At 70.1% G+C, this 24,435-nt stretch carries 22 protein-coding genes; 17 read left to right on the forward strand and 5 right to left on the reverse strand.

Annotation, left to right across the window (positions count from 1 at the left end; genetic code table 11):
• Positions 1-50: 50 nt before the first annotated feature.
• Both araB and AB0N22_RS14740 read right to left on the reverse strand, forming a co-directional pair.
• Positions 51-1,769, reverse strand: coding sequence for a ribulokinase (gene araB / locus AB0N22_RS14735; RefSeq protein WP_364641652.1), 1,719 nt, complete (start codon positions 1,767-1,769; stop codon positions 51-53).
• Positions 1,770-1,876: 107 nt separating this feature from the next.
• Positions 1,877-2,854, reverse strand: a complete 978-nt coding sequence (locus tag AB0N22_RS14740) for a LacI family DNA-binding transcriptional regulator (RefSeq protein WP_364641655.1) — start codon at positions 2,852-2,854, stop codon at positions 1,877-1,879.
• A gap of 248 nt (positions 2,855-3,102) precedes the next feature.
• Between AB0N22_RS14740 and AB0N22_RS14745 the strand changes: the two genes are divergently transcribed.
• From AB0N22_RS14745 to fbaA, 9 genes are all read left to right on the forward strand, one after another.
• Positions 3,103-4,566 carry a DUF1800 domain-containing protein gene (locus AB0N22_RS14745; protein ID WP_364641658.1) on the forward strand — a complete coding sequence of 488 codons (1,464 nt, stop codon included), beginning with the start codon at positions 3,103-3,105 and terminating at the stop codon, positions 4,564-4,566.
• Positions 4,563-5,816, forward strand: a complete 1,254-nt coding sequence (locus AB0N22_RS14750; RefSeq protein WP_364641661.1) for a DUF1501 domain-containing protein — start codon at positions 4,563-4,565, stop codon at positions 5,814-5,816. The genes AB0N22_RS14745 and AB0N22_RS14750 overlap by 4 nt, the downstream gene beginning before the upstream one ends.
• A 31-nt stretch (positions 5,817-5,847) precedes the next feature.
• Positions 5,848-7,011, forward strand: coding sequence for an MFS transporter (locus AB0N22_RS14755; protein ID WP_364641664.1), 1,164 nt, complete (start codon positions 5,848-5,850; stop codon positions 7,009-7,011).
• A gap of 251 nt (positions 7,012-7,262) precedes the next feature.
• A complete protein-coding gene (locus AB0N22_RS14760) occupies positions 7,263-7,937 on the forward strand; it encodes a sortase (protein WP_364641667.1) in 675 nt (224 codons plus the stop codon).
• Between the two features lie 34 nt (positions 7,938-7,971).
• Positions 7,972-8,625, forward strand: a complete 654-nt coding sequence (pyrE, locus tag AB0N22_RS14765; protein ID WP_364641670.1) for an orotate phosphoribosyltransferase — start codon at positions 7,972-7,974, stop codon at positions 8,623-8,625.
• Positions 8,622-9,254 (forward strand): RNA methyltransferase, encoded by a 633-nt coding sequence (locus AB0N22_RS14770; protein ID WP_364641673.1) that lies wholly within the window; start codon positions 8,622-8,624, stop codon positions 9,252-9,254. The genes pyrE and AB0N22_RS14770 overlap by 4 nt, the downstream gene beginning before the upstream one ends.
• Before the next feature lie 32 nt (positions 9,255-9,286).
• Positions 9,287-10,165 carry a GNAT family N-acetyltransferase gene (locus AB0N22_RS14775; RefSeq protein ID WP_364641676.1) on the forward strand — a complete coding sequence of 293 codons (879 nt, stop codon included), beginning with the start codon at positions 9,287-9,289 and terminating at the stop codon, positions 10,163-10,165.
• 10 nt (positions 10,166-10,175) lie between these two features.
• Complete coding sequence (locus tag AB0N22_RS14780; protein WP_364641679.1) at positions 10,176-11,549, forward strand: FAD-dependent oxidoreductase; 1,374 nt, start codon at positions 10,176-10,178, stop codon at positions 11,547-11,549.
• Positions 11,550-11,569: 20 nt separating this feature from the next.
• Positions 11,570-12,637, forward strand: a complete 1,068-nt coding sequence (gene fbaA / locus AB0N22_RS14785) for a class II fructose-bisphosphate aldolase (protein WP_364642765.1) — start codon at positions 11,570-11,572, stop codon at positions 12,635-12,637.
• A gap of 7 nt (positions 12,638-12,644) precedes the next feature.
• Here fbaA and AB0N22_RS14790 read toward each other — a convergent pair whose 3' ends face one another.
• Complete coding sequence (locus tag AB0N22_RS14790) at positions 12,645-13,070, reverse strand: MarR family transcriptional regulator (protein ID WP_364641682.1); 426 nt, start codon at positions 13,068-13,070, stop codon at positions 12,645-12,647.
• A gap of 84 nt (positions 13,071-13,154) precedes the next feature.
• Here AB0N22_RS14790 and AB0N22_RS14795 point away from each other — a divergent pair, with 84 nt between their 5' ends.
• Both AB0N22_RS14795 and AB0N22_RS14800 read left to right on the forward strand, forming a co-directional pair.
• Positions 13,155-14,600 carry an MFS transporter gene (locus AB0N22_RS14795; protein ID WP_364641685.1) on the forward strand — a complete coding sequence of 482 codons (1,446 nt, stop codon included), beginning with the start codon at positions 13,155-13,157 and terminating at the stop codon, positions 14,598-14,600.
• A gap of 89 nt (positions 14,601-14,689) precedes the next feature.
• Complete coding sequence (locus AB0N22_RS14800; RefSeq protein ID WP_364641688.1) at positions 14,690-15,103, forward strand: DUF3151 domain-containing protein; 414 nt, start codon at positions 14,690-14,692, stop codon at positions 15,101-15,103.
• A gap of 9 nt (positions 15,104-15,112) precedes the next feature.
• Here AB0N22_RS14800 and AB0N22_RS14805 read toward each other — a convergent pair whose 3' ends face one another.
• Positions 15,113-16,000 (reverse strand): YegS/Rv2252/BmrU family lipid kinase, encoded by an 888-nt coding sequence (locus tag AB0N22_RS14805; RefSeq protein WP_364641691.1) that lies wholly within the window; start codon positions 15,998-16,000, stop codon positions 15,113-15,115.
• Positions 16,001-16,012: 12 nt separating this feature from the next.
• Positions 16,013-16,981 (reverse strand): DMT family transporter, encoded by a 969-nt coding sequence (locus tag AB0N22_RS14810; protein ID WP_364641694.1) that lies wholly within the window; start codon positions 16,979-16,981, stop codon positions 16,013-16,015.
• A gap of 38 nt (positions 16,982-17,019) precedes the next feature.
• Between AB0N22_RS14810 and AB0N22_RS14815 the strand changes: the two genes are divergently transcribed.
• The 6 genes from AB0N22_RS14815 to yidC all read left to right on the forward strand — a co-directional run bounded on the left by AB0N22_RS14815 (position 17,020) and on the right by yidC (position 24,434).
• Positions 17,020-17,553, forward strand: coding sequence for a CGNR zinc finger domain-containing protein (locus tag AB0N22_RS14815; protein WP_364641697.1), 534 nt, complete (start codon positions 17,020-17,022; stop codon positions 17,551-17,553).
• 90 nt (positions 17,554-17,643) lie between these two features.
• Positions 17,644-18,927 carry an adenylosuccinate synthase gene (locus AB0N22_RS14820; protein WP_364641699.1) on the forward strand — a complete coding sequence of 428 codons (1,284 nt, stop codon included), beginning with the start codon at positions 17,644-17,646 and terminating at the stop codon, positions 18,925-18,927.
• Positions 18,928-19,109: 182 nt separating this feature from the next.
• The gene (locus AB0N22_RS14825) at positions 19,110-20,837 is read left to right on the forward strand and encodes an Ig-like domain-containing protein (RefSeq protein ID WP_364641702.1); all 1,728 of its coding nucleotides are present in this window, start codon (positions 19,110-19,112) and stop codon (positions 20,835-20,837) included.
• A 73-nt stretch (positions 20,838-20,910) separates the two neighbouring features.
• The gene (gene purD / locus AB0N22_RS14830; protein ID WP_364641705.1) at positions 20,911-22,167 is read left to right on the forward strand and encodes a phosphoribosylamine--glycine ligase; all 1,257 of its coding nucleotides are present in this window, start codon (positions 20,911-20,913) and stop codon (positions 22,165-22,167) included.
• Positions 22,164-23,585, forward strand: coding sequence for an adenylosuccinate lyase (gene purB, locus AB0N22_RS14835; RefSeq protein WP_364641707.1), 1,422 nt, complete (start codon positions 22,164-22,166; stop codon positions 23,583-23,585). Before purD ends, purB begins: the two co-directional genes overlap by 4 nt.
• A gap of 24 nt (positions 23,586-23,609) precedes the next feature.
• Positions 23,610-24,434, forward strand: a complete 825-nt coding sequence (gene yidC / locus AB0N22_RS14840; protein ID WP_364641710.1) for a membrane protein insertase YidC — start codon at positions 23,610-23,612, stop codon at positions 24,432-24,434.
• Position 24,435: the final 1 nt, after the last annotated feature.

A 24,435-nucleotide genomic window follows, 5' to 3' on the forward strand; every position in this document is an offset into this window, starting at 1 on the left:
CTCTTTCTCCTTGCGCAGACGTCGAAGCCCCTGCGCGAGTCGGTGGGTGTTCATCGGTGGACCTCACGCCGCCGCGCCTTCAGACGGTGCATGACGTCGTCGCCGCCCCGACCGAAGTGGTCGTGCAGGCGGCGGTAGTCGGCGTAGATCTCGTCGTACGCCTGGGCGCGAGCCGGGTCCGGGACGTAGCTGTCGCGGTCGATGCGCCCCATCGCGGCGGAGGCCGCGTGGATGTCGGGGTAGGCCCCCGCGGCGACCGCGGCATGGATGGCCGAGCCGAGGGCCGGGCCCTGGTCGGACCCGATCGTCGACAGCGGCAGGTTGATGACGTCGGCGTAGATCTGCATCAGCAGCGGGTTCTTCTGCAGCCCGCCCGCGACCACGATCTCCTCGACCGGGACGCCGGCCTCGTCGAACGTCTCGATGATGAGCCGCGTCCCGAAGGCCGTCGCCTCGAGGAGGGCGCGGTAGACGTCCCCGGGACGGGTGGCCAGGGTCAGCCCGATCACCAGCCCGGTCAGGTCGTGGTCGACCAGCACCGAACGGTTGCCGCTGTGCCAGTCGAGGGCCAGGAGGCCGTGCTCGCCGACCGCCTGCTGTGCCGCGAGCCTGCTGAGGTGCTCGTGCACCGTGAGGCCGGCCTCCTCGGCGGCCTGCCGGGTCGCTGCGGGGACCTGCTGCGTCGTGAACCACTCGAAGATGTCGCCGACACCGCTCTGCCCGGCCTCGTAGCCCCACATGCCCGGCGTGACGCCGCCCTCGACGACCCCGCACATGCCGGGGACCTCTCGCAGCACGTCGCTGTTCATGACGTGGCACGTCGACGTGCCCATGATGAGGACCATCTGCCCGGGGCCGGTCGCCTGTGCGGCCGGTGCCGTCACGTGGGCGTCGACGTTGCCGGCCGCGACCGCGATGCCGGTGGGGAGCCCGGTGAGGGCGGCCGCCGCCTCGGTCAGCGAGCCGACGCGATCACCGAGGGCCACGAGGGGCCGGTCGATCTTGTCGGTGACGAAGTCCGCGAAGTCCGGCTGGAGCTCGGCGAGGAAGTCGCGGCTCGGGTAGGTGCCGTCCTGCAGGATGCCCTTGTAGCCCGCGCTGCAGGCGTTGCGGGTCAGCACGCCGCAGAGCTGCCAGACGATCCAGTCCGCCGCCTCGACGAAGTGCGCCGTGCGGGCGTAGACCTCCGGGGCCTCCTCGAGCAGCTGCAGCCCCTTGGCGAACTCCCACTCCGACGAGATCAGGCCGCCGTAGCGGGGGAGCCACACCTCGGACCGCTTGCGGGCCAGCTCGTTGAGCCGGTCGGCCTGCCCCTGCGCGGCATGGTGGCGCCACAGCTTGACGTACGCGTGAGGCTCTCCGGCGAGGCCCGGCACGTCGGACAGCGGGGTGCCGTCCTCGGTGGTCGGGATCATCGTGCAGGCGGTGAAGTCGGTGGCGACGCCGATCACGGCGGAGGCGTCGACCCCGGCCTCGGCGAGGGCGCGGGGGATGGCGAGCTGCAGGACCTCGAGGTAGTCCGCAGCGACCTGGAGCGCCCAGTCGGGTCCCAGCGGAGTGCCGTCGGGCAACGCGCGGTCGAGGACACCGTGGGCGTACCGGTGCACCGCTGACCCGAGCTCCTCGCCGTCGGAGACGCGGACGACCAGGGCGCGCCCTGACTGGGTCCCAAAGTCGACGCCGACCACCACAGGTGACGGTGGACTGCCGGGAACGGGCGCGTGCTGGTTCAAGCGGGGGCCCTCCTCCGGGCTGATGTGAGCGCTCATGTGACCGCTCACATCAGGGTAGTGTGGTGCGGATCACAGGTCACGTCAACCCCTGAGCGGCCGGGGCTTCCTGCGCCTCGACCAGGGCACCCGGTGCCGGCGGACGGTCAGGCGGAGGGCGGGGCGGTCGACTCGCGCACGACGAGGGTGGTCGGCACGAGGTCGACCGTCGCCTCGCTCTCGCCCTCGAGCACCCGGGCCAAGATCTCCATCACGCGCTGCCCGAGCGTGGCGAAGTCCTGACGCATCGTGGTCAACGGCGGAAGGAAGTAGCCGGCCTCGGGCAGGTCGTCGAACCCGATGACGCTCACGTCGCCGGGCACCTGTCGACCCGCCTCGCGCAGGGCACGCAGCAGACCCAAGGCCATCTGGTCGTTGCCGGCGAACACGGCGGTGACGTCCCGCTCACGGGCGAGGGACTGGCCGGTGCGGTAGCCGCTCGCTGCGCTCCAGTCGCCGCCCCAGCGCAGGGGTGGAACCCGCCGGCCCTGGCTCTCCAGCTCGGCCCTCCAGCCGTCGCGGCGGGCGTGCGCCTCGGCCCAGCCATTCGGTCCGGAGAGGTGAATCACGGTCTCGTGCCCGAGCGAGAGCAGGTGCCGGGTCGCCAGCCGGCCGCCCTCGAAGTTGTCGAAGCCGGCGGTGAGCGGGGTGCGCGACATGTCGCCCTCGACCACCACGGTCGGGATGTCGAGGGCCAAGGAGTGCGCCTCTCGCAGGATCGTCTCGTGCGGGACGATGATGACCATCGCCTCGACGACGCGCTCCTGCAGGTCCATCACCGCTGCGCGGAAGGCCTCTCGCGACATCGACTCGACGTTGACGGTCGCCAGGCGGTACTCCGACTCACGCGCCGCCGCCTCGAGTGCCAGCAGGACGTTCGCCGGTCCGAACTGCTCGGTGCCCCACGTCACGACGCCGACCATCCTCGAGCGGCGCGAGGCCAGCAGTCGGGCCGCGAGGTTGCGCCGGTAGCCGAGGTCCTCGACGGCCTTGAGCACGCGGTCGCGGGTCTCCGGGCGTACGCCGGCCATGCCGTTGATGACGCGCGAGACGGTCTGGTGCGAGACGCCTGCTCGATCTGCCACGTCCGACATACGAGGGACTCGTGGGCCGTCGTGTGACGTCGGACTCATGCGCAGATGCTAGTCGGTGCCGGATCGGCAATTTTCCGAGTCCCCGAACACCAGCGCGATCTGGGCCTAGTCTTGGTGCAGGTCAGGTCCTGGCGACCCGCCTGCGGTTGGGGAGAACCGTGGGCACGACCGGTGGGTTGGGAGTCCCGCCGGGAGCGTGGTTGCCATCGGCCAGGGAGTGGCCACACGGAGGGAGCACCGTGAGCACGCGCATGTCCGCAGCCGTGAAGCCTGTCGTCCTGCCGTCGAAGTGGCAGCACACCGCCAACCGGTTCAGCTACGGGGTCAGCGAGTCGCTGGCCGCGGACGTCCGAGCGAAGGGGTCCGGCGACAACTGGCTCAAGTGGCAGTTCAACTGGACGAAGGTGTCCGACACCCGGGCGCAGGGCGTGATCGCCTGGTACCCGCGGCTCAAGGACTCGCCGTCGGCGGCGTGGTCACGGGTCAAGTCCCAGGAGCGGTCGGCCTGGGACTACGGCTTCGACTTCGCCTGCTACTCGATGGCCCGCAAGATCCTGGGCCGGCGGCAGGTCCACGAGGTCATGGTCGACTTCTGGTCCAACCTGCTCTACATCCCGATGGGGGAGGACCGGTCGTTCCCCTGGCGCTACTCGTACGACGCGATGATCCGCCTGCGAGCCCTCAGCTCGTACCGCAGCCTGCTCCGCGGGACGATCGTCCACCCCGCGATGTCGGGCTGGCTCAACAACAGCTCCAACACCAAGTCCGGCATCAACGAGAACCTCGGGCGGGAACTGCTGGAGCTCTACACGGTCGGCCGGCCGTCGGGCTACGACGAGGACGACGTCAAGAACTCGGCGCGGCTGCTGACGGGGTTCTCGGTCCGCGTGTTCGAGGACTTCGCGGCGTCGTACTCGACCAAGGACCACTATCGCGGTCGGGTCAGGATCCTCGGCTTCACGCACGCCAACTCGTCCTCGGACGGGCGCGCGGCGGTCAACGCGTACCTCGACTACCTGGCCCGGCACCCGTCGACCGCCCGGAGGATCGCCCGGCGCCTGTGCGTGCGGTTCGTGTCCGACACCCCCTCGAGCAGCCTCGTCAGTGCCGTCGCCAAGACGTACCTGAAGTCCGACACCGACATCCGCGCGACCCTCTGGACGATCGCACGGCACCCGGAGTTCATCGCGGCACAGCGCAAGAAGGTGCGGACGCCCGTCGAGGACGTCGTCAACTCCGCGCGCGTGCTGGGCATGGGGCCGACCGGGTCGTCCAACGAAGAGTCGTTCGCCGAGAAGGTCATCTGGATGTGCAACAACATGGGGCAGAACCCGTACACCTGGCCGCGCCCGGACGGCTTCCCCGAGACGTCGTCGACGTGGACCTCGCCGGCGCGGGTCCTCCGCTCGTGGGACATGCACTACAACCTCGCCGGCAACTGGTGGGGGTCCAAGGAGGTCACGCTGCCGGCCAAGGAGGACCAGCTGCCGACGATGTGGCCGTGCACCTTGGGGCAGCTGGTCGACCACCAGTCGCGGATGCTCGTCGGTCGCACGGCCTCGCTTCCGCTGCGCGCCGCCGTCGCAGCCGCGCTCAACCTGCCCGAGACGCACGTCGTGACGTCGGCCGCCAAGGTCACCGACTGGGGTTGGGTCGTCATCCGCGGCGCGGTCCTCAACACGCCGGAAGGAATGCTCCGATGAGCCCCATCGACGAGTGCAGCTGCGGCGGCTACGAGGTCAGCCGCCGATCGCTGCTCAAGGCCGCGGGCCTCGCCTCGATGGCCGGTGTCGCGACGTCGATGTTCGGCGACGTGCTGACCTCGACGGTCTACGGCTCGTCGAACGCCAACGTGCTGGTCGTGCTGTCGCTGCGCGGAGGTGCCGACGGCCTGTCGATGATGGTCCCCCACGCGGAGGACGCGTATTACGCCTCGCGTCCCACGACCGCGATCGCCAAGAACAAACTGCTGTACGCCGACTCGACGTTCGGCCTGCACCCGTCGTTCACGGCGTTGGGCCCGATGTGGCTGCTGGGCCAGGTGGCCGGCATCCACGCCGTCGGGCTCCCGGCGCCCAACCGCAGCCACTTCGAGGCCATGGAGACGCTGGAGGACGCCGACCCCGGCAGCTCGGCGCGGGTCGGCTGGATCAATCGCATGGTGTCGGGTCTCGCGGAGTCGCCGGACGTGTTCGACGCGATGCAGATCGGTGACACCATCACGCCCACGTCGCTCGCCGGACCGGCGCCGACGATCGCGACGCTGGCATTCTCCGACCTCGCGATGCCCTTCTCGAAGGACCCCGTCCTGGCAAAGCGTGTGGGCGACAGCCTCCACGCCCAGTACGCCGCCGCGGGTGGGCTGATCGGGGCGGCCGGCCTCAACGCCATCGCTCTGGCGGGTCGCGCCGCGGCGATCTCCGGATCGATCAACGACGGACCGCTCGCCGGTGTCGTCTATCCGCGGCACTCCGAGCTCGGCGCGGCGCTGAAGTCGACGGCCGGGCTCATCCGCGCCAACGTCGGGGTCAAGGCCGTTGCCGTGGATGCCGGCGGCTGGGACCACCACGTCGACCTCGGCTACCGCGTCAACGACACGGTCAAGGACCTGGCGCGTTGCCTCGCGGCGTTCTTCCTCGACCTCGGCCTGGACGCCGGCCGCGTCACGGTGGTCACGCTGAGCGAGTTCGGCCGGCGACTCAAGGAGAACGGGTCGCAGGGTGTCGACCACGGCTACGGCAACGCGGTCTTCGCGCTGGGCGCCGGCGTCAAGGGTGGCTTCTACTCCCGTTGGCCGGGGCTGTCGTCCGGCAGACAGGTCGACGGTGACCTCGCCGTGACGACGGACTACCGCAGCGTCCTGACCGAGATCCTGCGTGCGAGGTTCCCCGCCCTCGACACCTCCAAGGTGTTCCCGGGCATCTCGTACGCACCGTTGGGATTCATGCGCTGAGCCCGACCCTGCTGCGCCCTACGATGACCGCGTGACGAGCCTCCGGCGAACGCGTGCCTCCGTGGCCGCAGGGTTCGCCCTGCAGGGGCTGGTGTTCGCCGCGATCGTCACGCAGGCCCCGCGCATCAAGGACAAGTTCGACATCGGCGACGGCGGCCTCACCGGGATCCTCGTGCTGGTCGCCGTGGTCTCTGGCGTCGGCAGCGTCCTCGCCGGCCTCGTCGCCGAGCGCCGCACCAGCGCCGCGGCGTTCCGGTTGGCCCTTGTCACGATCGGTCTCGGTGCCCTGCTCGTCGGAGTCGCGCCAACCCTTCCGTTGGTCGTGGCCGCGTTCGTCGTCTATGGGCTGGGCGTCGGCGCGGTCGACGCCGGGATGAACATGCAGGGCGTCCGCGTGCAGCAGGCGTACGGCCGAAGCATCATGGCGAGCTTCCACGGAATGTGGTCGATCGCGGGGATCGCCGGGGCGCTGTTCGCCGCCGGGGTCGCCGAGATCGAGCTGCCGCTGGGCCTGTCCCTGGCCGTCATCGCCGCGATCACGTGGGCGACGGTCGTCGTCGCGTCGCCGCACTTCATTCGGGTCAAGGAGCACGACCCCGGGCTGTCGGCAGCCGGCCTCGACCTGCCCTGGCGGCCCGTCCTGGTCTTCGGCCTGGTCGTCCTGCTGTTCTACGCCGCCGACACCGGGATCCTGACCTGGAGCAGCGTCTACCTCGAGGACGCCCTCGACGCCGGCACGAGCGTCGCGCCGCTGGCCTACGGCGCCTACCAGGCTGGCGCGCTGCTCTCGCGGTTCGGCGGTGACTTCGTGGTCCGGAGCATCGGGGCTCGCAAGGTCGTGGTGATGGGCACCGTCGTGGGCGTGGTCGGCCTCGCCGTAGTGGTCACGGCGGTCTCGCCGGCCATGGCGATCGGCGGGTTCTTCGTCACGGGCCTCGGCCTGGCGATCCTGGCTCCGTTGTCGTTCGCTGCGCTGGCCGGGGCCGTGCCGGCGGCCTCGCTCGACGTCGCGATCGCCCGGATGAACATCGCGAACTACGTGGGTGCGATCCTCGGCGGCGGACTGATCGGGGCCGCCGCCTCGGCCGATCACCTGCGCTGGGCCTTCGTCATCCCGCTGGCGCTGATCCCGCTGGTGCTGGTACTCGGGCGGTCGTTCCGGACAGCGGACGCAGCGAGGCTGGATGCCGTGTGAGGTCTCCGGGACGCGACCGGCTGGAGACATAAGTCGCCCCACCGTTCTCGGGGGGTGAAACGGTGGGGCGACAACAGGCGCCAACAGCTGAACGCGTATTGACCCTGCAGTCATAATGCTACGCCAGCGGGACAACTGTGGAGAGGTTTTCGTCGAACAATCGACATTTCTTTGCCGAACCGGCCGCAGATCGCTGACGGTTCCCTGAGATTTCGTGCTTCGGCGTACCAGCGGGATGACACAATCGCCTCATGACTGCAACGATCGCCCCGCACCCGCCGAGCAGGCCTCGGCGTCGTGTCGTGACGGCGATCGGCGTCATCCTGCTGCTCGGCGGCCTCTCCGTCATCGGTTACTTCGCGTGGCAGTACATCGGCACCAACCTCGTCGCCAAGCACAAGCAGTCCGAGATCAAGAAGCAGACCAAGATCCAGTGGGAGAAGGGTGTCGACGGCGACGCCATCGCGATGCTGCGGGTCAAGCGGTTCGGCTCGGACTACGAGGTCCCGATCGTCAAGGGCTTCGACGACGGCGCGCTGGCGCGTGGCGTCGGCTGGGACCCCAAGAGCGAGAAGCCCGGCCAGGTCGGCAACTTCGCGATCGCCGGCCACCGCGTCACGCACGGCGAGCCGTTCAGCAAGTTCCCCAAGCTCAAGAAGGGCGACCTCGTCGTCATCGAGACGAGGCGGGACATCTTCACCTACCGTCTGCGCAACTCCGGCACGTCGATCACGGTGCCGTTCACGACGCCGTGGCCACTCTGGCGGGTGCCGCATCCCGACGCGCGCAACGACACCCCCACCGAGCGCCTCATCACGCTGCTCACGTGCTCGGAGCTGTTCCACACGGAGAACCGCAGCGTCGTCATCGGCGAGCTGGTCAAGACGTACGACAAGAAGGAAGCCACGACCACCACCAACGGCTGATCGCGGCCGTCCGTGCGCACCCTAGGCTGCTGGCATGCATGACTACCAGCGCGAGTTCATCGAGTTCTCCCTCGAGCACGAGGTGCTCCGGTTCGGCGAGTTCACGCTGAAGTCCGGCCGTACGTCGCCCTACTTCTTCAACGCCGGCCTGTTCAACACCGGCGCCCGGCTCGCTGCGCTGGGCGGGTTCTACGCCGCGGCGATCGACCGGACCGGCATCGAGTTCGACGTCCTGCTCGGCCCCGCCTACAAGGGCATCCCGATCGCCTCGGCGACCGCGGTGCAGCTCTCCGAGCAGCTCGGCCGAGACGTTCCGTGGTGCTTCAACCGCAAGGAGCCGAAGGACCACGGCGAGGGCGGGCTCATCGTCGGCTCGCCGCTCGAGGGCCGAGTGCTCGTGATCGACGACGTCATCACGGCCGGCACCGCGATCCGCGAGGTCATGGACATCGTCGCCGGGACCGGGGCCGAGGTCGCGGCGGTCATGGTCGCGGTCGACCGGCAGGAGCGCGGCAGCGGCGACCTGTCGGCGATCCAGGAGGTCGAGCGGGACTTCGGTGTCCCGGTCGTCTCGATCATCGACTTCGGCCAGATCGTGGAGTACGTCGAGGAGTCCGGCAGCCACGTCGAGCACCTCGCGGCGATCCGCGCCTATCGCGACGAGTTCGGGACCGCGCGGGCGTCATGACCGATCCGGAGCCCGAGCTCGAGCCGGCCGTCGGGGTCGGCCCCTGGGAGGGGGAGTGGCCCGACGCCGACCACTACGACGAGCAGCTCCTGCGAGAGGGCGACCGGCGCAACGTCGTCGACCGCTACCGCTACTGGACGCTCGACGCGATCGTGGCCGATCTCGACACGCGGCGGCACCCGCTGCACGTCGCGATCGAGAACTGGCAGCACGACTTCAACATCGGTTCGATCGTCCGCACGGCGAACGCCTTCGCCGTCGCCGAGGTCCACATCGTCGGCAAGCGGAGGTGGAACCGCCGCGGGGCGATGGTGACGGACCGCTACCAGCACGTACGCCACCACGGCTCCGTGGCCGAGCTCTCCGTGTGGGCGGCGGGGGCGGGCCTGACCCTCGTCGGCATCGACAACGTGCACGACTCCGTGCCCATCGAGACCGCCGAGCTGCCGCGAAACTGCGTCCTGGTGTTCGGGCAGGAAGGCCCCGGCCTCTCGGACGAGGCGCGCGCAGCCTGCGAGCGTACGCTCTCGATCGCCCAGTTCGGGTCGACGCGCTCGATCAACGCCGGCGCTGCGGCCGCCATCGCGATGCACACCTGGATCCGCCAGCACGCCGAGCTAGACGGTTGACCCACTCGCCATTGTCTGACTAAGGTCAGAGAATGGTCGACGATGCCGTGGCGACGCTCCGCCGCTTCAACCGCTCGTGGTCCCAACGCGTCGGCGTGCTCGACGAGTCCTTTCTCGGCTCGGGCCGCTCGCTCGGGCCGGTGCGACTGTTGTTCGAGCTGCGGGGCCAGGACACCAGCGTGCGCGAGCTGCGGGAGCGCCTGGACCTCGACTCGGGCTACCTCAGCCGGCTGCTGCGACAGCTGGAGGCCGACGGACTCATCACGGTGACCCCGGACCCGACGGACGGCCGGCGGCGGATCGCGGCGCTGACCGAGCGCGGCCGGGCCGAGCAGCAGGATCTCGACGACCGGTCCGACGTCCTCGCGCACCAGCTCGTCGACGTCCTCTCCGAGCGGCAGCGCGCACGCCTCGCGGAGTGCCTCGACCAGGCCGAGCGCCTCGTCCGCGCCGCCACGGTGTCGCTCGACCTCGTCCACCCCGGTTCCGAGCATGCCCGCACCGCCGTCGCTGCGTACTTCCGCGAGCTGGACGAGACCTTCGACGGTGGTTTCGACGCGGCTGCCGGTGCCGACGACGAGCACGCACTGGCAGGTGCGACCGGGCGCTTCGTGGTCGCCGTGAGTGGCGGCGCCGTCGTCGGGTGCGGGGGCCTGCAGTCCCTGTCCGACGACATCGGCGAGATCAAGCGGATGTGGGTGCACCGGGACTGGCGCGGCTCAGGGCTCGCCGGCCGGCTGCTCCGCCGGCTCGAGGACGAGTCCCGGGCCCTGGGGCATCGGGTCGTGCGGCTCGACACCAACAGCTCGCTGGCCGCCGCACTCGCGATGTACCGTGCCGCGGGCTACGTCGAGATCCCGCGCTACAACGACAACCCCTACCCCGACCACTGGTTCGAGAAGTCGCTCTAGTCTCTAGGACATGGGCTCACGCGTGGTGGTGATCGGTGGCGACGCCGCCGGTATGACGGTGGCGTCCGCGGTGCGCCGCGCTCTGCCTGAGGACGACGAGGTCGTCGTCCTGGAGCGCGGCAGCTGGACGTCGTACTCGGCCTGCGGCATCCCCTACTGGATCTCCGGCGAGGTCGGGGCGCCGGAGGAGCTGGTCGCGCGCGGGGTCGAGCAGCACCGCGCCAACGGGATCGACGTGCGCATGGGTGTCGAGGCGATCGCGCTCGACCCCGAGGCACGCACGGTGTCACTGCGGGACGGGGACGAGGTGTCGTACGACCGTCTGGTCCTCGCGACCGGTGCCGAGCCGGTCCGCCCCGACCTGCCCGGGATCGACGGCACCGGGATCTACGGGGTGCAGACCCTCGACGACGGCCAGGCGCTCATCGATGGGCTGGCCGAGCAGCCGCGACGCGTCGTGGTGGTCGGGTCGGGCTACGTCGGCCTCGAGATCGCCGAGGCGTGCATCGCTCGCGGGTTCGACACCACCGTCATCGAGCGCTCGGCCACGCCGCTGTCGATCATCGAGCCGGCCTTGGGCGAGCAGGTCGCAGCCGCGATGCGCCAGCACGGCATCAGGTTGCTGGCCGGCGCCACCGTCACCGGGTTCACCCTCGACGATGCGGGCCGGGTCAGTGCCGTGACGACCGAGGACGAGTCGATCGCCGCCGAGCTGGTCGTGCTGGGCCTCGGGGTCACCGCCCGGTCGGGCCTCGCCGCCGAGGCCGGACTGCCGCTGGGGGCCAAGGGCGGCATCGTCGTCGACGAGCACCAGCGCGTGGTCGGCTTCGACGACATCTGGGCCGCCGGCGACTGCGTCGTGACCAAGGACCGCGTGACCGGCGACCTGGTGCACGTGCCCCTCGGCACCCACGCCAACAAGCAGGGGATGGTCGCCGCCGACAGCATCATCGCCGACCTGTCCGGCGGGACGCCGAGGATCAGCTTCCCGGGCGTCGTGGGGACGGCGATCACGAAGTTCTGCGCCCTCGAGGTCTCCCGCACGGGCCTGGGGCTCGAGCAGGCTCGCGAAGCGGGTTTCGACCCCGTGGCGGTCAGCATCGAGACGACCAACGTCGCCGGCTACATGCCCGATGCCAAGACCATGACCGTCGTGATGATCGCCGACCGGTCGACCCGCCGAGTGCTGGGAGCGCAGATCGTGGGCGCCGAGGACGCCGCGCTGCGGATCGACGTCGCCGCGACGGCCGTGGCCGCGGGGCTGACGGTGGACGACGTCGTGATGCTCGACCTGGCGTACGCTCCGCCGTTCTCGTCGGTGTGGAGCCCGGTCCAGGTCGCCGCCCGTGCCGCGGTCAAGGCCATCGGCCGAGCCCCGGGGTGACTCGCCCGTAACCAAGGGGACTGGAATACTGGCCTTCGCCATCCCACCAGCCATTTCAGGAGAGCCGCATGCCCGTCGCCACACCCGAGGTCTACGCCGAGATGCTCGACAAGGCCAAGCGCGAGTCGTTCGCCTACCCGGCCATCAACGTCTCCTCGTCGCAGACGCTCAACGCGGCGCTCGCCGGTTTCGCCGAGGCCGAGAGCGACGGCATCATCCAGGTCTCCACCGGCGGTGCGGAGTACTTCTCCGGCCCGACCGTCAAGAACATGGTCACCGGCTCGCTGGCGTTCGCGGCGTTCGCCGAGGAGGTCGCCAAGGCCTACCCCGTCAACGTCGCGCTGCACACCGACCACTGCCCCAAGGACAAGCTCGACGGCTTCGTCCGGCCCTTGGTCGCCGCCTCCGAGGAGCGGGTCAAGTCCGGTGGGCTGCCCTACTTCCAGTCGCACATGTGGGACGGCTCGGCCGTGCCGCTGGACGAGAACCTGGAGATCGCCAAGGAGCTGTTGGCACGCTGCCACGCCGCCGGCATCATCCTCGAGGTCGAGATCGGCGTCGTGGGCGGCGAGGAGGATGGCGTCGTCGGTGCCATCGACGACAAGCTCTACTCGACCCCCGAGGACGCGCTCGCCACGGCCGAGGCCCTCGGTCTCGGTGAGAACGGTCGCTACCTCACCGCCCTGACGTTCGGCAACGTGCACGGCGTCTACAAGCCCGGCGGCGTCAAGCTGCGGCCCGAGGTGCTGGAGAAGGCCCAGCAGGTCGTCGGCGAGAAGTACGGCAAGGACCACCCGTTCGACCTCGTCTTCCACGGTGGCTCCGGCTCGCTGCCCGAGGAGATCTCGGCGGCGGTCGACTACGGCGTCGTCAAGATGAACGTCGACACCGACACCCAGTACGCCTTCACGCGGCCCGTCGTCAGTCACATGTTCGGCAACTACGACGGTGTCCTCAAGGTCGACGGCGAGGTCGGCAACAAGAAGGCGTACGACCCGCGTGCCTGGGGCAAGGCCGCCGAGGCCGGCATGGCAGCCCGCGTCGCGGAGGCCTGCGCCAACCTGCGCAGCGCCGGCACCAAGCTCTGAGTCCGGGTCAGCGGTCGGCGGGCAGCAGCACGCCGGCCGCGAGCTGGGCGCAGTCGCCGGCCTCCTCGCGCAGGATCTTGCGGTGCGTCGGACGGGCCGCCTCGTAGCGGGTCCGGCCCTCGGCGGTGATCTCGGTCCACTGCGCCCGGCGGTCGTCGGCGCAGGTGTTGCGACAGACCAGGCCGTCCTTCTCGAGACGGCTCACCAGGCGTGACAGCGCGCTCTGGCTGAGGTGGGCATGCTCGGCCAGGACGGCCATGCGTACCTTGCCGTCGGGCTTGGCGCCGTGCAGCAGCTGCAGCACCTCGAACTCGCTCGAGGTGAGGTCGTGCTGCGCGCCGAGCTCGCGGTCGAGGCGGCAGGTCAGCTGGTTGTAGCGACCCATGAGCTCGTGCCACGACGCTGCGAGCTTCTCGTCAGAAACCTTCGACACGTGTGAAGCATATCACCGCGCGTGCATAAGATGTTCGTGCATTAGTTGCTTGCGCATTAAATGCAAGTGCATAAGACTGGCGACATGACCTCAGTCCTCACAGGCACTCCACCTGACTCCACACACCTGCACGTCACCGAGGGCTCCGGGTGGGCCAGCCGCACTTGGCTGCTGCTCGTCGTCCTCGCCGGCGCCCTCTTCCTCGACGGCCTCGACATCTCGATGGTGGGTGTCGCCCTGCCCTCGATCGGGGAGGACCTCGGCATGTCGCCGTCGTCCCTGCAATGGATCGTCTCCGGGTACGTCCTCGGCTACGGCGGGCTGCTCCTGCTCGGCGGCCGGTCGGCCGACCTGCTGGGGCGCCGGTCGGTGTTCCTGTTCGCCGTCGGCGCATTCGGCGTCGCCTCGGTCGTCAGCGCATTCCTCAGCAACGACCTCGCGCTGATCGCCCTGCGATTCGTCAAGGGCGTCGCCGCGGCCTTCACGGTGCCGGCCGGCCTGTCGATCATCACGACGACGTTCGCCGAGGGCCCCGCCCGCAACCGGGCGCTCAGCATCTACACCGTCTGCGGGGCCAGCGGTTTCTCGATGGGCCTGGTCTTCGGCGGGCTGCTGACCGAGCTCGGCTGGCGCATGACCTTCCTGCTCCCCGGCCCGGCGGCGCTGCTGCTCCTGTTCGCCGGCCTCAAGGTCGTCCCGCGCGCCGAGCGCCAGACGTCGTCGCTCAAGCACTTCGACCTGCTCGGGGCATTCACCAGCACCGCGTCCCTGCTGATTCTGGTCTACGCCGTCGTCGAGGCGCCCGCCCGCGGCTGGACGAGCCCGGCCACGGTCGGCCTGCTGGTCATCAGCGCGCTGCTCGCCGCGGCGTTCGTTGCCGTGGAGCAGCGGCACGACCACCCGCTCGTACGCCTGGGGATCCTGCGGTCGGCTCGCGTGGTGCACGCCAACCTCGCCGGCGCTGTGATGTTCGGCGGCTACGTGGCGTTCCAGTTCGTCGTGACGCTCTACCTCCAGAACGCTCTCGGCTGGTCGCCACTGGAGATGGCGCTCGGGTTCCTGCCGGCCGGCATCCTGGTCGTCGCGAGCGTCGTCAAGATGGGCTCGGTGCTCGAGCGCTTCGACACCCGGCTCGTGATCGCCGCCGGCCTCGCCTCGTTCGCCCTCGGCTATGCGCTGTTCCTCCGGGTCACGCCGGGCATGTCGTACGTGAGCTTCCTGCTGCCGACGATGTTGCTGCTGGGCCTGGGCTTCGCCCTCTGCTTCCCGTCGATCAACGCACAGGCCACGTCGGGGGTTGCCGATCACGAGCAGGGGCTGGCCTCCGGGCTGGTCAACACCAGCCTCCAGATCGGCGGCGCGGTGATGCTCGCGGTGATCTCGGCCGTGATCGGAGCGGGTGACGGGGTTGCCCAGCCCGACACCCTGCTGCCGGGCATGACGACCGCGATCCAGGTCGTCGTCGGACTCACCGTCGTCGGCCTGCTCAGCACCCTCGCGGTGGTCGGCCTCCGCCGCAGCCCACGCTAGAACCCCGGGTGCGACGTCTGCGCGGTCCGTGGCCCGCAGACGTCGCACGCGACGGGATGGCCTCACCGGCGGGGTGCGAGGATGGCGACATGACCAACCTGTTCGGTGAACCGCCCGCCACGCTGCTGCCCGAGGATCCCGGAGCCGCGTCCCTGGCCGAGGGCGACGACCCCAAGAACGTCGCGGCCAGCCACCCTGACTCGGCTCTCGCCTGGGTCACGCTCGCTGAGCTCGCGCTCGCCGACGGCCTCGACCTCGAGGCGTACGCGTTCGCGCGCACCGGCTACCACCGCTCGCTCGACCTGCTCCGCCGCAACGGCTGGAAGGGCCACGGCCCGCTGCCGTGGAACCACGAGCCCAACCGGCCGTTCCTGCGTTCGCTCGTCGCGCTCGCCGACGCGTCGGAGCGCTTCGGCGACGCCGGGGAGGCGCACCGCTGCCGCGAGTTCCTGCATGAGTCGAGCCCCGAGGCGTATGCGGAGCTCGTCGCCCCCAAGGGCTGAGCAGGTGAGCTAGGGCGCGTAGATCGTCAGCGCGCCCGGCTCCAGCCGCCAGGAGTGCTCGCGGGACGGCGCGGTGAGCTCGCCGTCGCTCGTGCAGGCCAGCCGGTCACCGCGCACCGTCACCTCGGTGCCCCGCAGGTAGACGACGTCGTCTCGCCGGTGGTGATCACCGCGACGGACATGCCAGGCGTACGCGATGCGGCGCCGCGGAGACCTGGTGTAGGACACCGCGACGTCGAGCTGCCCGTCGGACGGGTCGGCTTGCGGGAGGAGCGGTGTGCCGCCGCCGACGAAGGTCCCGTTGCCGACCGCGACCTGGATGACCGGCTCCTTGCGCGGCAGCGTCTTGCCGTCGACCGTGATCTCCAGGCGGGCGCCGGGGGTCGTGAGTCCGCGCAGGCCGGTCAGCACCGCGCCGATGACGTAGCCGATCGGGCCGAGAGCCTTCTTCCACGGCCGGGCCGCCTTGGCCGCCTCGGCGCCGATGCCGATGTGCGCCGCGTTGACGACGACCTCGTCGCGGCCGTCGACGATCAGGTCGACGGGACGCGTACGCCCGGCGGCCACGACCTTGGCTGCCTCGACCGGGTCGTCGGGCAGGCCCAGCGTCGCGGCGAAGTCGTTGCCGGTGCCGAGGGGGACGAGCCCGATGACCACGGTGTCGATCCGGCCGGCCGACCGGAGCGCGTCGACGACCGCGTGCAGGCTGCCGTCGCCGCCGAGCACGACGACACCGTCGACGTCCGGATGACTGCTGAGGGCGCTGGCCAGCTCCTCGGGCGAGGCCGTCTGGACGACGTCCACCTCATGGCCGTGCAGCGCCTCGATGACGTCCTCGATCGCCTGCTCGTCAGCCGTGCCGGCATCTGCGTTGGCGATCGCGAGGAGAGAGGTCATCAGACCGCAAGCCTAGGGGGCAGGGGCCTCCGCAGCATGCTCGGTCGCCGGTTCGCCCAGTCGTACGGCGATGACGCCGACCAGGATCAGGGCTCCGCCGGCGAACTGCACCGCGGCCGGAGCCTGGTCGAGCAGCAACCAGGCGAACAGCACGCTGGCGACGGCCTCGCTCAGGCCGACGAAGGAGCCGAGCCGCGAGCCCAGGCGCCGACTCGCCGCGATCCCGAGCACGTACGCCAGCCCAGCCGTCACGACTCCGAGGGTGATGACGGGGAGCCACCACGGCACGTCCGACCCGGCCAGCACCACGTCGGCCCGCGAGGTCTCGAGGGGAACGATGCCGATCAGTCCCGCGAGCAGCAGCACCACGCCACCGAGCAGGAGCCCACCGGCCGCGAGGACGATGCCCGGCAGGCCGTTGTCCTCGTCGGCGGAGATGATCCAGTAGACCGCGGCACTGGCCATCGCACCGAGCGCCCAGAGGACGCCGATCGGGTCGAGGTCGGCGCCCGAGACGAGGTCGAGCACGAGCATCAGGCCGGCGATCGCCAGAGCAGCGCCGATCACCGTGAGGCGGCTGGGCCGCTGGCCGTGCCGGAGCCACATCCACCCGATCACCAGGACGGGGCAGGCGAACTCGATCAGGATGGCGACGCCGACGTCCATGTGGTCGACGGCGTTGAAGTACGCCAGCTGGCACCCGGCGATGGCGATCAGTGAGTACGCCACGACCAGGCCGGCGTTGCGACGCAGGAGCGACCATCGGCCGCGCAGGACGACGAGCGCCGGGACCACCAGCACGGCGCCGGCGATGAGGATGCGGGCCGTCACGGCGGCACCGGCGGTCCAGCCCGAGTCGATCATGCCCTTCGCGATGGGACCGGACAGGGCGAACGACGCCGCCGCGAGCAGCGCGAGGGCCACCCCCGACGTACGCCGGGAGGTCAGGACCTTCGCCGTGTCATGAGTCAAAGTCGCCATGACACATGACACTACGATGCGGCATGTAAGGTGTCAACATGGTCTTTGCTCATGACACCGAGGGCGCGCTGGTGGCTGCGGTCGAGCTGGTCAACTCAGCCGAGCCGCCGGTGACGATGACCGCGCCGGACGAGCTGGCGGCCTTCTTCAGGCGCCACGCCTACACCGGCCGGCTCGAGGGTGACCAGTCCGAGCTCGACGCCGTCCACCGCATCCTGCCGCGGCTCCGCACGCTGCTCACGAGCTCCCGCGACGACGCCGTGGTCCAGATCAACGAGATCCTCGACGAGGCCAGGGCGCTCCCGCAGCTCGTGCGGCACGGCGACACCGACTGGCACCTCCATGCGACGCGGGACGACCGGCCGCTGCACGAGCGCATCCTGGTCGAGACCGCCATGGCGATGATCGACGTGGTCCGCGCCGACGAGCTGTCGCGTCTGGACATCTGTGCCGACGGCGACTGCGAGGCGCTGGTGCTCGACCTGTCCCGCAACCGGTCGCGGCGGTTCTGCAGCACGACGTGCGGCAACCGCGCCGCCGTCGCGGCGTACCGGGCCCGCCAGGCGAACTGACCCGCCCGTCACACGGGCAAGTGCCCTAGACTGTCGCGGTAAGAGCCCCGCGAGACCGGGGCTTGTCGCATGTGTGAGGGGTGCATTCCCATGCCCGCAGTCGTGATCGTCGGAGCCCAGTGGGGCGATGAAGGCAAAGGCAAGGCCACGGACATCCTGGGCAGCCGGGTCGACTACGTCGTGAAGTTCAACGGCGGCAACAACGCCGGCCACACGGTCGTCATCGGCGACCAGAAGTACGCCCTCCACCTCCTGCCCAGCGGCATCCTGAGCCCGGGCTGCGTGCCGGTCATCGGCAACGGTGTCGTGGTCGACCTCAAGGTCCTGTTCGAGGAGATCGAGGGGCTCAACGAGCGCGGCATCGACACGTCCAAGCTCGTCGTCAGCGCCAACGCGCACGTCATCGCGGACTACAACCGCACGATGGACAAGGTTGCGGAGCGATTCCTCGGCAGCCGCAAGATCGGCACCACCGGCCGCGGGATCGGCCCGACGTACGCCGACAAGATGAACCGGCTCGGCATCCGCGTGCAGGACCTGTTCGACGAGAAGATCCTGCGCCAGAAGGTCGAGGGCGCGCTCGACCTCAAGAACCAGATCCTCACCAAGATCTACAACCGCCGCGCGGTCGAGGTCGACGAGATCGTCCAGGAGCTCCTGTCGTACGTCGACCGGCTCCGCCCGATGGTCGCCGACACGCCGCTGCTGCTGCACGAGGCACTCGCAGCCGACAAGACCGTCCTGCTCGAGGCCGGCCAGGCCACGCTGCTCGACGTCGACCACGGCACCTATCCGTTCGTGACCTCGTCCTCGGCCACGACCGGCGGCGCGTGCACCGGCTCGGGCATCGCGCCGACCGAGATCACCCGCGTGATCGGCATCGTCAAGGCGTACGCGACCCGTGTCGGTGAGGGGCCCTTCCCCACCGAGCTGTTCGACGACGACGGCGAGCGGCTGCGCAAGAACGGTGCCGAGTTCGGCACCACGACCGGGCGTCCCCGCCGGTGCGGCTGGTACGACGCCCCGATCGCCCGCTACGCGGCCCGGATCAACGGGGTCACCGACTTCGTCCTGACCAAGCTCGACGTCCTGACCGGCTGGGACCGTATCCCGGTCTGCGTCGCGTACGACGTCGACGGCGAGCGCGTCGACGAGATGCCGATGACGCAGACGGGCTTCCACCACGCCACGCCCGTCTACGAGTACTTCGAGGGCTGGCACGAGGACATCTCCGCCGCCCGTACGTTCGAGGACCTCCCGCAGGCCGCCCAGACGTACGTGCTCGAGCTTGAGAAGATCTCGGGCGCACGCATCTCGACGATCGGCGTCGGTCCGGATCGCGAGCAGACGATCGTCCGTCACGACCTGCTTTGAGCGACGTGTGATGCGGATCACAACTGACTAGTCGAGGGGGCTCAAGAGAGTCATTTCGGTGTCCGAGGTGCTCGGGCGGGACCATTGGCCCTGTTTTCGACAGATTGTTCCTGTAACAAGGAGGAGTCACATCGTGACACTCTCGGGGGAAAGTCCGGGAGCCGTCTCCCGGAAGACTCCTCATGAATTCCAGTCAGTCACCCCTGCGCCGACTCGGCGCAGGTACCGCCATCGGGGCCCTCGTCGCCTCGAGCCTGCTGCTCACCTCTCCGGCCCAAGCGGCCGACAAGGTCATCACGCCCAACCTCGTCGACCAGGGCAACACCCGGGCGACGGGGCACAACGACTTCCTTGAAGACGGCGTCCATGTCTGGACCGAGGGCAACAGCAACACGGGCCCGCGTACGGATGGGGGAGCAGGCAACTGGAACACCGACAAGGCTGCCGGCTACTTCGACGTCGAGGTGGATCTGAACGATGCCACCGACGCCGCCATGAGCTGGCGCAACACCGCCGCCACGCCCACGGCGCGGCCCGGCACCCAGCTGGTCGTTGACATCGATGGCGACGGCGATCGCGACGGCATCCTGGTCGGCGAGCCGGTGTACGGCGACGACTGGTGGCTCAGCGAGGGCAGCGCCGAGGCCAAGGCAGTCGCGCCCGTGGTCGGCGGGGGCTCGGGCTCGGAGTGGCACGGCACGCTCGAGCAGTGGGCCGGCGCGGCCGCGGCCTCTGCCGAGGTCATCGAGCTCGGCTGGTCACTCGGTTCCGGCGTGCACGGTGATGGCGTGATCGAGTCGATGACGCTCGGCGGCGACACGTACTACTTCAGCAACGGGCTGACCACCAACGTGCTGTACGCCGCTGACGTGGACACCACGTCCACCAGGTCGGCCGGTCACAACACCTTCAGGCCGACCGGCGGCGTCCGCACGTGGACCGACAACGACTCGTCGGAAGCCAAGGCCGCCGGTCTGTTCGACGTCGACCTGCCGTTGGACCAGGCAGGCGAGCCCACGATCGACTACCGCACCAATTCTGGCACCATCCCGCCGGGCCTGTGGCTCACGATCGACGCGGACGACGACGGCGACGTCGACGGCACGCTGATCAGCGAGGCGAGCTACTACGGCAACGACTGGTGGCTCAACGAGACCAGCGGCGTGATGTACGACAACGCCCCGTCACAGGAGGGCGGCTCGGGCTCGGACCGCCACGGCACGCTGTCCGGCTGGCTGCAGGAGTTCCCGGAGGCCCAGATCGTGCAGGCCGGTTGGTCGCTCGGATCTGGCGTCGAGGGTGACTACATCGTCGACGCGATCACGGTCGGGCTGACGAAGTACACCTTCACCGGCCAGAACGTCGACCCGACGGCGGAGACCGTCACCGGCAGCGTCCAGGCCGGCAAGACGGTCACGCTGACGCTGCAGGGCGCCGATCGCAACGAGGACGACCTGACCTATTCGATCACCGACGACGGCGCCGGGACGGCGACCGTGGACGGCGACGACCTGACGTTCACGGCGGCCAACAACTTCCACGGCGTCACGACCCTGACCTACGAGGTCTCGGACGGTCACGGTGGGACGGCCACGGGTCAGGTCAAGATCAACATCGGCAAGGCCTCGTCGGCGACCACGTTCACGTTGAAGCCGTCCGCACCGACGTCGGCCACGACGCCCGCGGTCGACATCACGGTCACCTCGACCGGCTACATGAAGGGCGGGAAGGTCGACGTCTACGTCGACCAGAAGCTCGTCAACTCCGGCACGACGTACTCGACGGGCAAGGCGCTGCTGAGCCTGAAGAAGAAGCTGACGAAGGGCACGCACAGCGTCAGCGTCTACTACCGCGGCACCTCCTACACCCTGCCCTCGTTCAAGGGCATGAAGGTGACGATCACCAGGTAGCAGCACCCGCGCGACCTGAGAGGGGCTCCGCCGACGGCGGGGCCCCTCTTGCGTGCCGATAGGCTCGACCTCCGTGAAGACGCTCGTCATCGGCACCGGTGGTCGTGAGCACGCGCTCGCCCTCGCCCTGTCCCGAGACCCCCAGGTCACCGAGGTCCACGCGGCACCGGGCAATCCCGGCATCGCGGCGGTCGCCACCCTGCACGCCGTCGACCCGATGAACGGCGCGGCCGTCGCCGCCCTGGCCACCGAGATCGGTGCCGACCTCGTCGTGATCGGTCCGGAAGCGCCGCTCGTCGCGGGGGTGGCCGACGCCGTACGCGATGCCGGCATCGCGTGCTTCGGACCGTCCAAGGCCGCCGCCCAGCTCGAGGGCTCCAAGGCGTTCGCCAAGCAGGTCATGGCCGGCGCCGAGGTGCCGACCGCGCTGGCTCACGTGTGCGAGACCGCCGAGCAGGTCGAGGCCGCGCTCGACTCGTTCGGCCCTCCGTACGTCGTCAAGGACGATGCGCTGGCCGCCGGCAAGGGCGTCGTCGTGACGACCGACCGGCAGGCCGCGATCGACCACGCGGCGGCGTGCGACCGGGTCGTCATCGAGGAGTTCCTCGACGGCCCCGAGGTCTCGCTGTTCGCGATCACCGACGGCGAGACCGTCCTCCCGCTGCAGCCGGCCCAGGACTTCAAGCGCGCGCTCGACGGGGACGAAGGACCCAACACCGGAGGCATGGGCGCCTACACGCCGCTGCCGTGGGCACCGGACGACCTCGTCGCCGAGGTGTGCCGCCGGGTCCTGGTGCCCACGGTGCAGGAGATGGCCCGGCGCGGCGCACCGTTCCAGGGCCTGCTCTATGCGGGCCTGGCCCTGACCAGCCGCGGCGTGCGCGTCATCGAGTTCAACGCCCGCTTCGGCGACCCCGAGACGCAGTCGATCCTGGCCCTCCTGCGCACACCCCTCTCGGCGCTGCTGCGCGGAGCGGCAACCGGCAGCCTCGCCGAGGTCGGCCTCCCGCAGTGGTCGAGCGATTCGTCGGTGACGGTCGTCGTGGCCTCCGAGGGCTATCCCGAGGGCCCCACCACGGGCGACCCGATCGAGGGCCTCGACAGCGTCGCCGAGCTCGACGGCGTCGACGTGATCCACGCGGGCACGGCGCTCCGGGACGGTGCGGTCGTCACCGCCGGAGGCCGGGTGCTGTCGGTGACCGCCGTCGGCGCAGATCTGGCCGAGGCCCGCCGCAAGGCGTACGAGGGCGTCGACCGCATCCGCATCCGCGGCGCCCACCACCGCACCGACATCGCCCGCGCGGCGGAGCAGGGGACAATAGAGCTGTGACCACACCCAACGTCCTGGCCAGCCGCTACGCCTCGCCGGAGGTGGCCCGCATCTGGTCGCCGGAGCACAAGATCGTGCTGGAGCGTCGGCTCTGGATCGCCGTGCTCAAGGCCCAGAAGGATCTCGGCGTGGAGACGCCCGACGGCGTCATCGAGGCGTACGAGTCGGTCATCGACCAGGTGGATCTGCGCTCGATCGCCGAGCGCGAGAAGGTCACCCGCCACGACGTGAAGGCGCGCATCGAGGAGTTCGCCGCGCTCGCGGGCACGGAGCACATCCACAAGGGTATGACCTCGCGCGACCTCACCGAGAACGTCGAGCAGCTGCAGATCAAGGCGTCGCTCGAGCTCATGCGTGACCGCACGATCGCCACCCTCGCCCGCCTCGGCCGGCTGGCCACGGAGCACGCCGAGCTGGTCATGGCCGGGCGCAGCCACAACGTCGCCGCGCAGGCCACGACGCTCGGCAAACGGTTCGCCACGGTCGCCGACGAGCTCATGGTCGCAGTCGAGCGGCTCGACGACCTGATCGCCCGCTATCCGCTGCGCGGCATCAAGGGGCCGGTCGGCACCAGCCAGGACCAGCTCGACCTGCTCGGCGGCGACGAGGACCGGCTTGCCGAGCTCGAGCAGCGGGTCGCCCGTCACCTCGGCTTCGACAAGGTCCTGACGAGTGTCGGCCAGGTCTATCCGCGGTCGCTCGACTACGACGTCGTCACGGCGCTGGTCCAGCTCGTGGCCGCGCCGTCCAACCTGGCCACCACGATCCGCCTGATGGCCGGCAACGAGACCGTCACCGAGGGTTTCCGCCCCGGACAGGTCGGCTCCAGTGCCATGCCGCACAAGATGAACACCCGGTCCTGCGAGCGGGTCAACGGCCTCGCGGTCGTCCTGCGCGGGTACGCCTCGATGGTCGGCGAGCTCGCCGGTGACCAGTGGAACGAGGGCGACGTGTCGTGCTCGGTCGTCCGCCGCGTCGCGCTCCCGGACGCGTTCTACGCCGCCGACGGGCTGTTCGAGACGTTCCTGACGGTGCTCGACGAGTTCGGCGTCTTCCCGGCGGTCATCCAGCGCGAGCTCGACCGCTACCTGCCGTTCCTCGCGACCACGAAGGTGCTGATGGCATCGGTGCGCAACGGCCGCGGCCGCGAGACGGCCTACGACGCCGTCAAGCAGAACGCCGTCGCCGTCGCGCTCGAGATGCGCGAGAAGGGAGCTGCCGAGAACGACCTGTTCGCCCGGCTCGCTGCCGACGAGCGTCTCGGCCTGTCCGAGGCCGACCTCGCGACGCTGGTCGCCTCGCCGATCGAGTTCACCGGTGCGGCCGTCAGCCAGGTGCGGGCTGTCGTCGGCCGGGTCGAGGAGCTGGTGGCCGCGAACCCGGTCGCCGCGGCATACTCTCCGGGTTCGATCCTGTAGCTCTCACCCACAAGGAAGGCCGCCGTGCTCGAGCTCCTGGGAGATGTCGCGTCCTTCCTCATGACCCCGTTCGACTACGCCGTCTCGGCCTTCCTGCTGGCCTGGCACGAGATCCTCGAGCTGGTCAGGGACGACGAGGGGTGGGTCTGGACGCTGGCGATCGTCGGCACGGCTGCGACGATCCGTCTGCTGATGCTGCCGATTCACCTGCGCCAGGTGCGGGCCCGGCGCGACATCAAGAGGCTGGAGCCCGAGACGAGGGCCTTGAAGCACACGTACAAGGACGATCCTGAGCGGCTCGCGCAGGAGCAGATGCGGATCTTGAAGGCCGCCGGGGTCAACCCGTTCCTGTCCTGCCTTCCCCTGGTCCTGCTCGGCCTCCTGCTCCTGGCGCTCTACCGGATCATCGACGCGGCGGCGAAGCACGGGCCGGGGGACGGGAGCTTCCAGCGAGGCCTGGTCAGCGACACCGAGGCGCGGTCGCTGGGCCAGGCGGAGGTGCTGGGAGCGCGGATCGCGGACACGTTCCTCGACAGCACGTCGGAGACGCAGGTGGTGGCCGGTGTGCTGGTCGCCGTCATCTGCGCGATGCACGTCGTGGCGCAGCGGCAGGAGGCGACGCAGCTCGCGGGGCCCCAGGTGGTGTCGGGCCCGATCGAGCAGCGCCAGTCGTTGATGCTCCCTGCGCTGCTCATCGCGATGGCCGCGTTCAGCCTGGTGCTGCCTGTCGGCGTCCTGGTCTTCTGGGCCACGTCGAAGGTGTGGACGGTGGTGCAGCAGCGGGTCTTCCGCGACGACCCGGGGTGGGGCCCCGGCTCGAGCGCGGCTCCCACGTCGGGCCTGGGATGAC

The sequence above is a fragment of the Aeromicrobium sp. NPDC092404 genome (assembly GCF_040684095.1).
In the GTDB taxonomy this organism is placed as follows: domain Bacteria; phylum Actinomycetota; class Actinomycetes; order Propionibacteriales; family Nocardioidaceae; genus Aeromicrobium.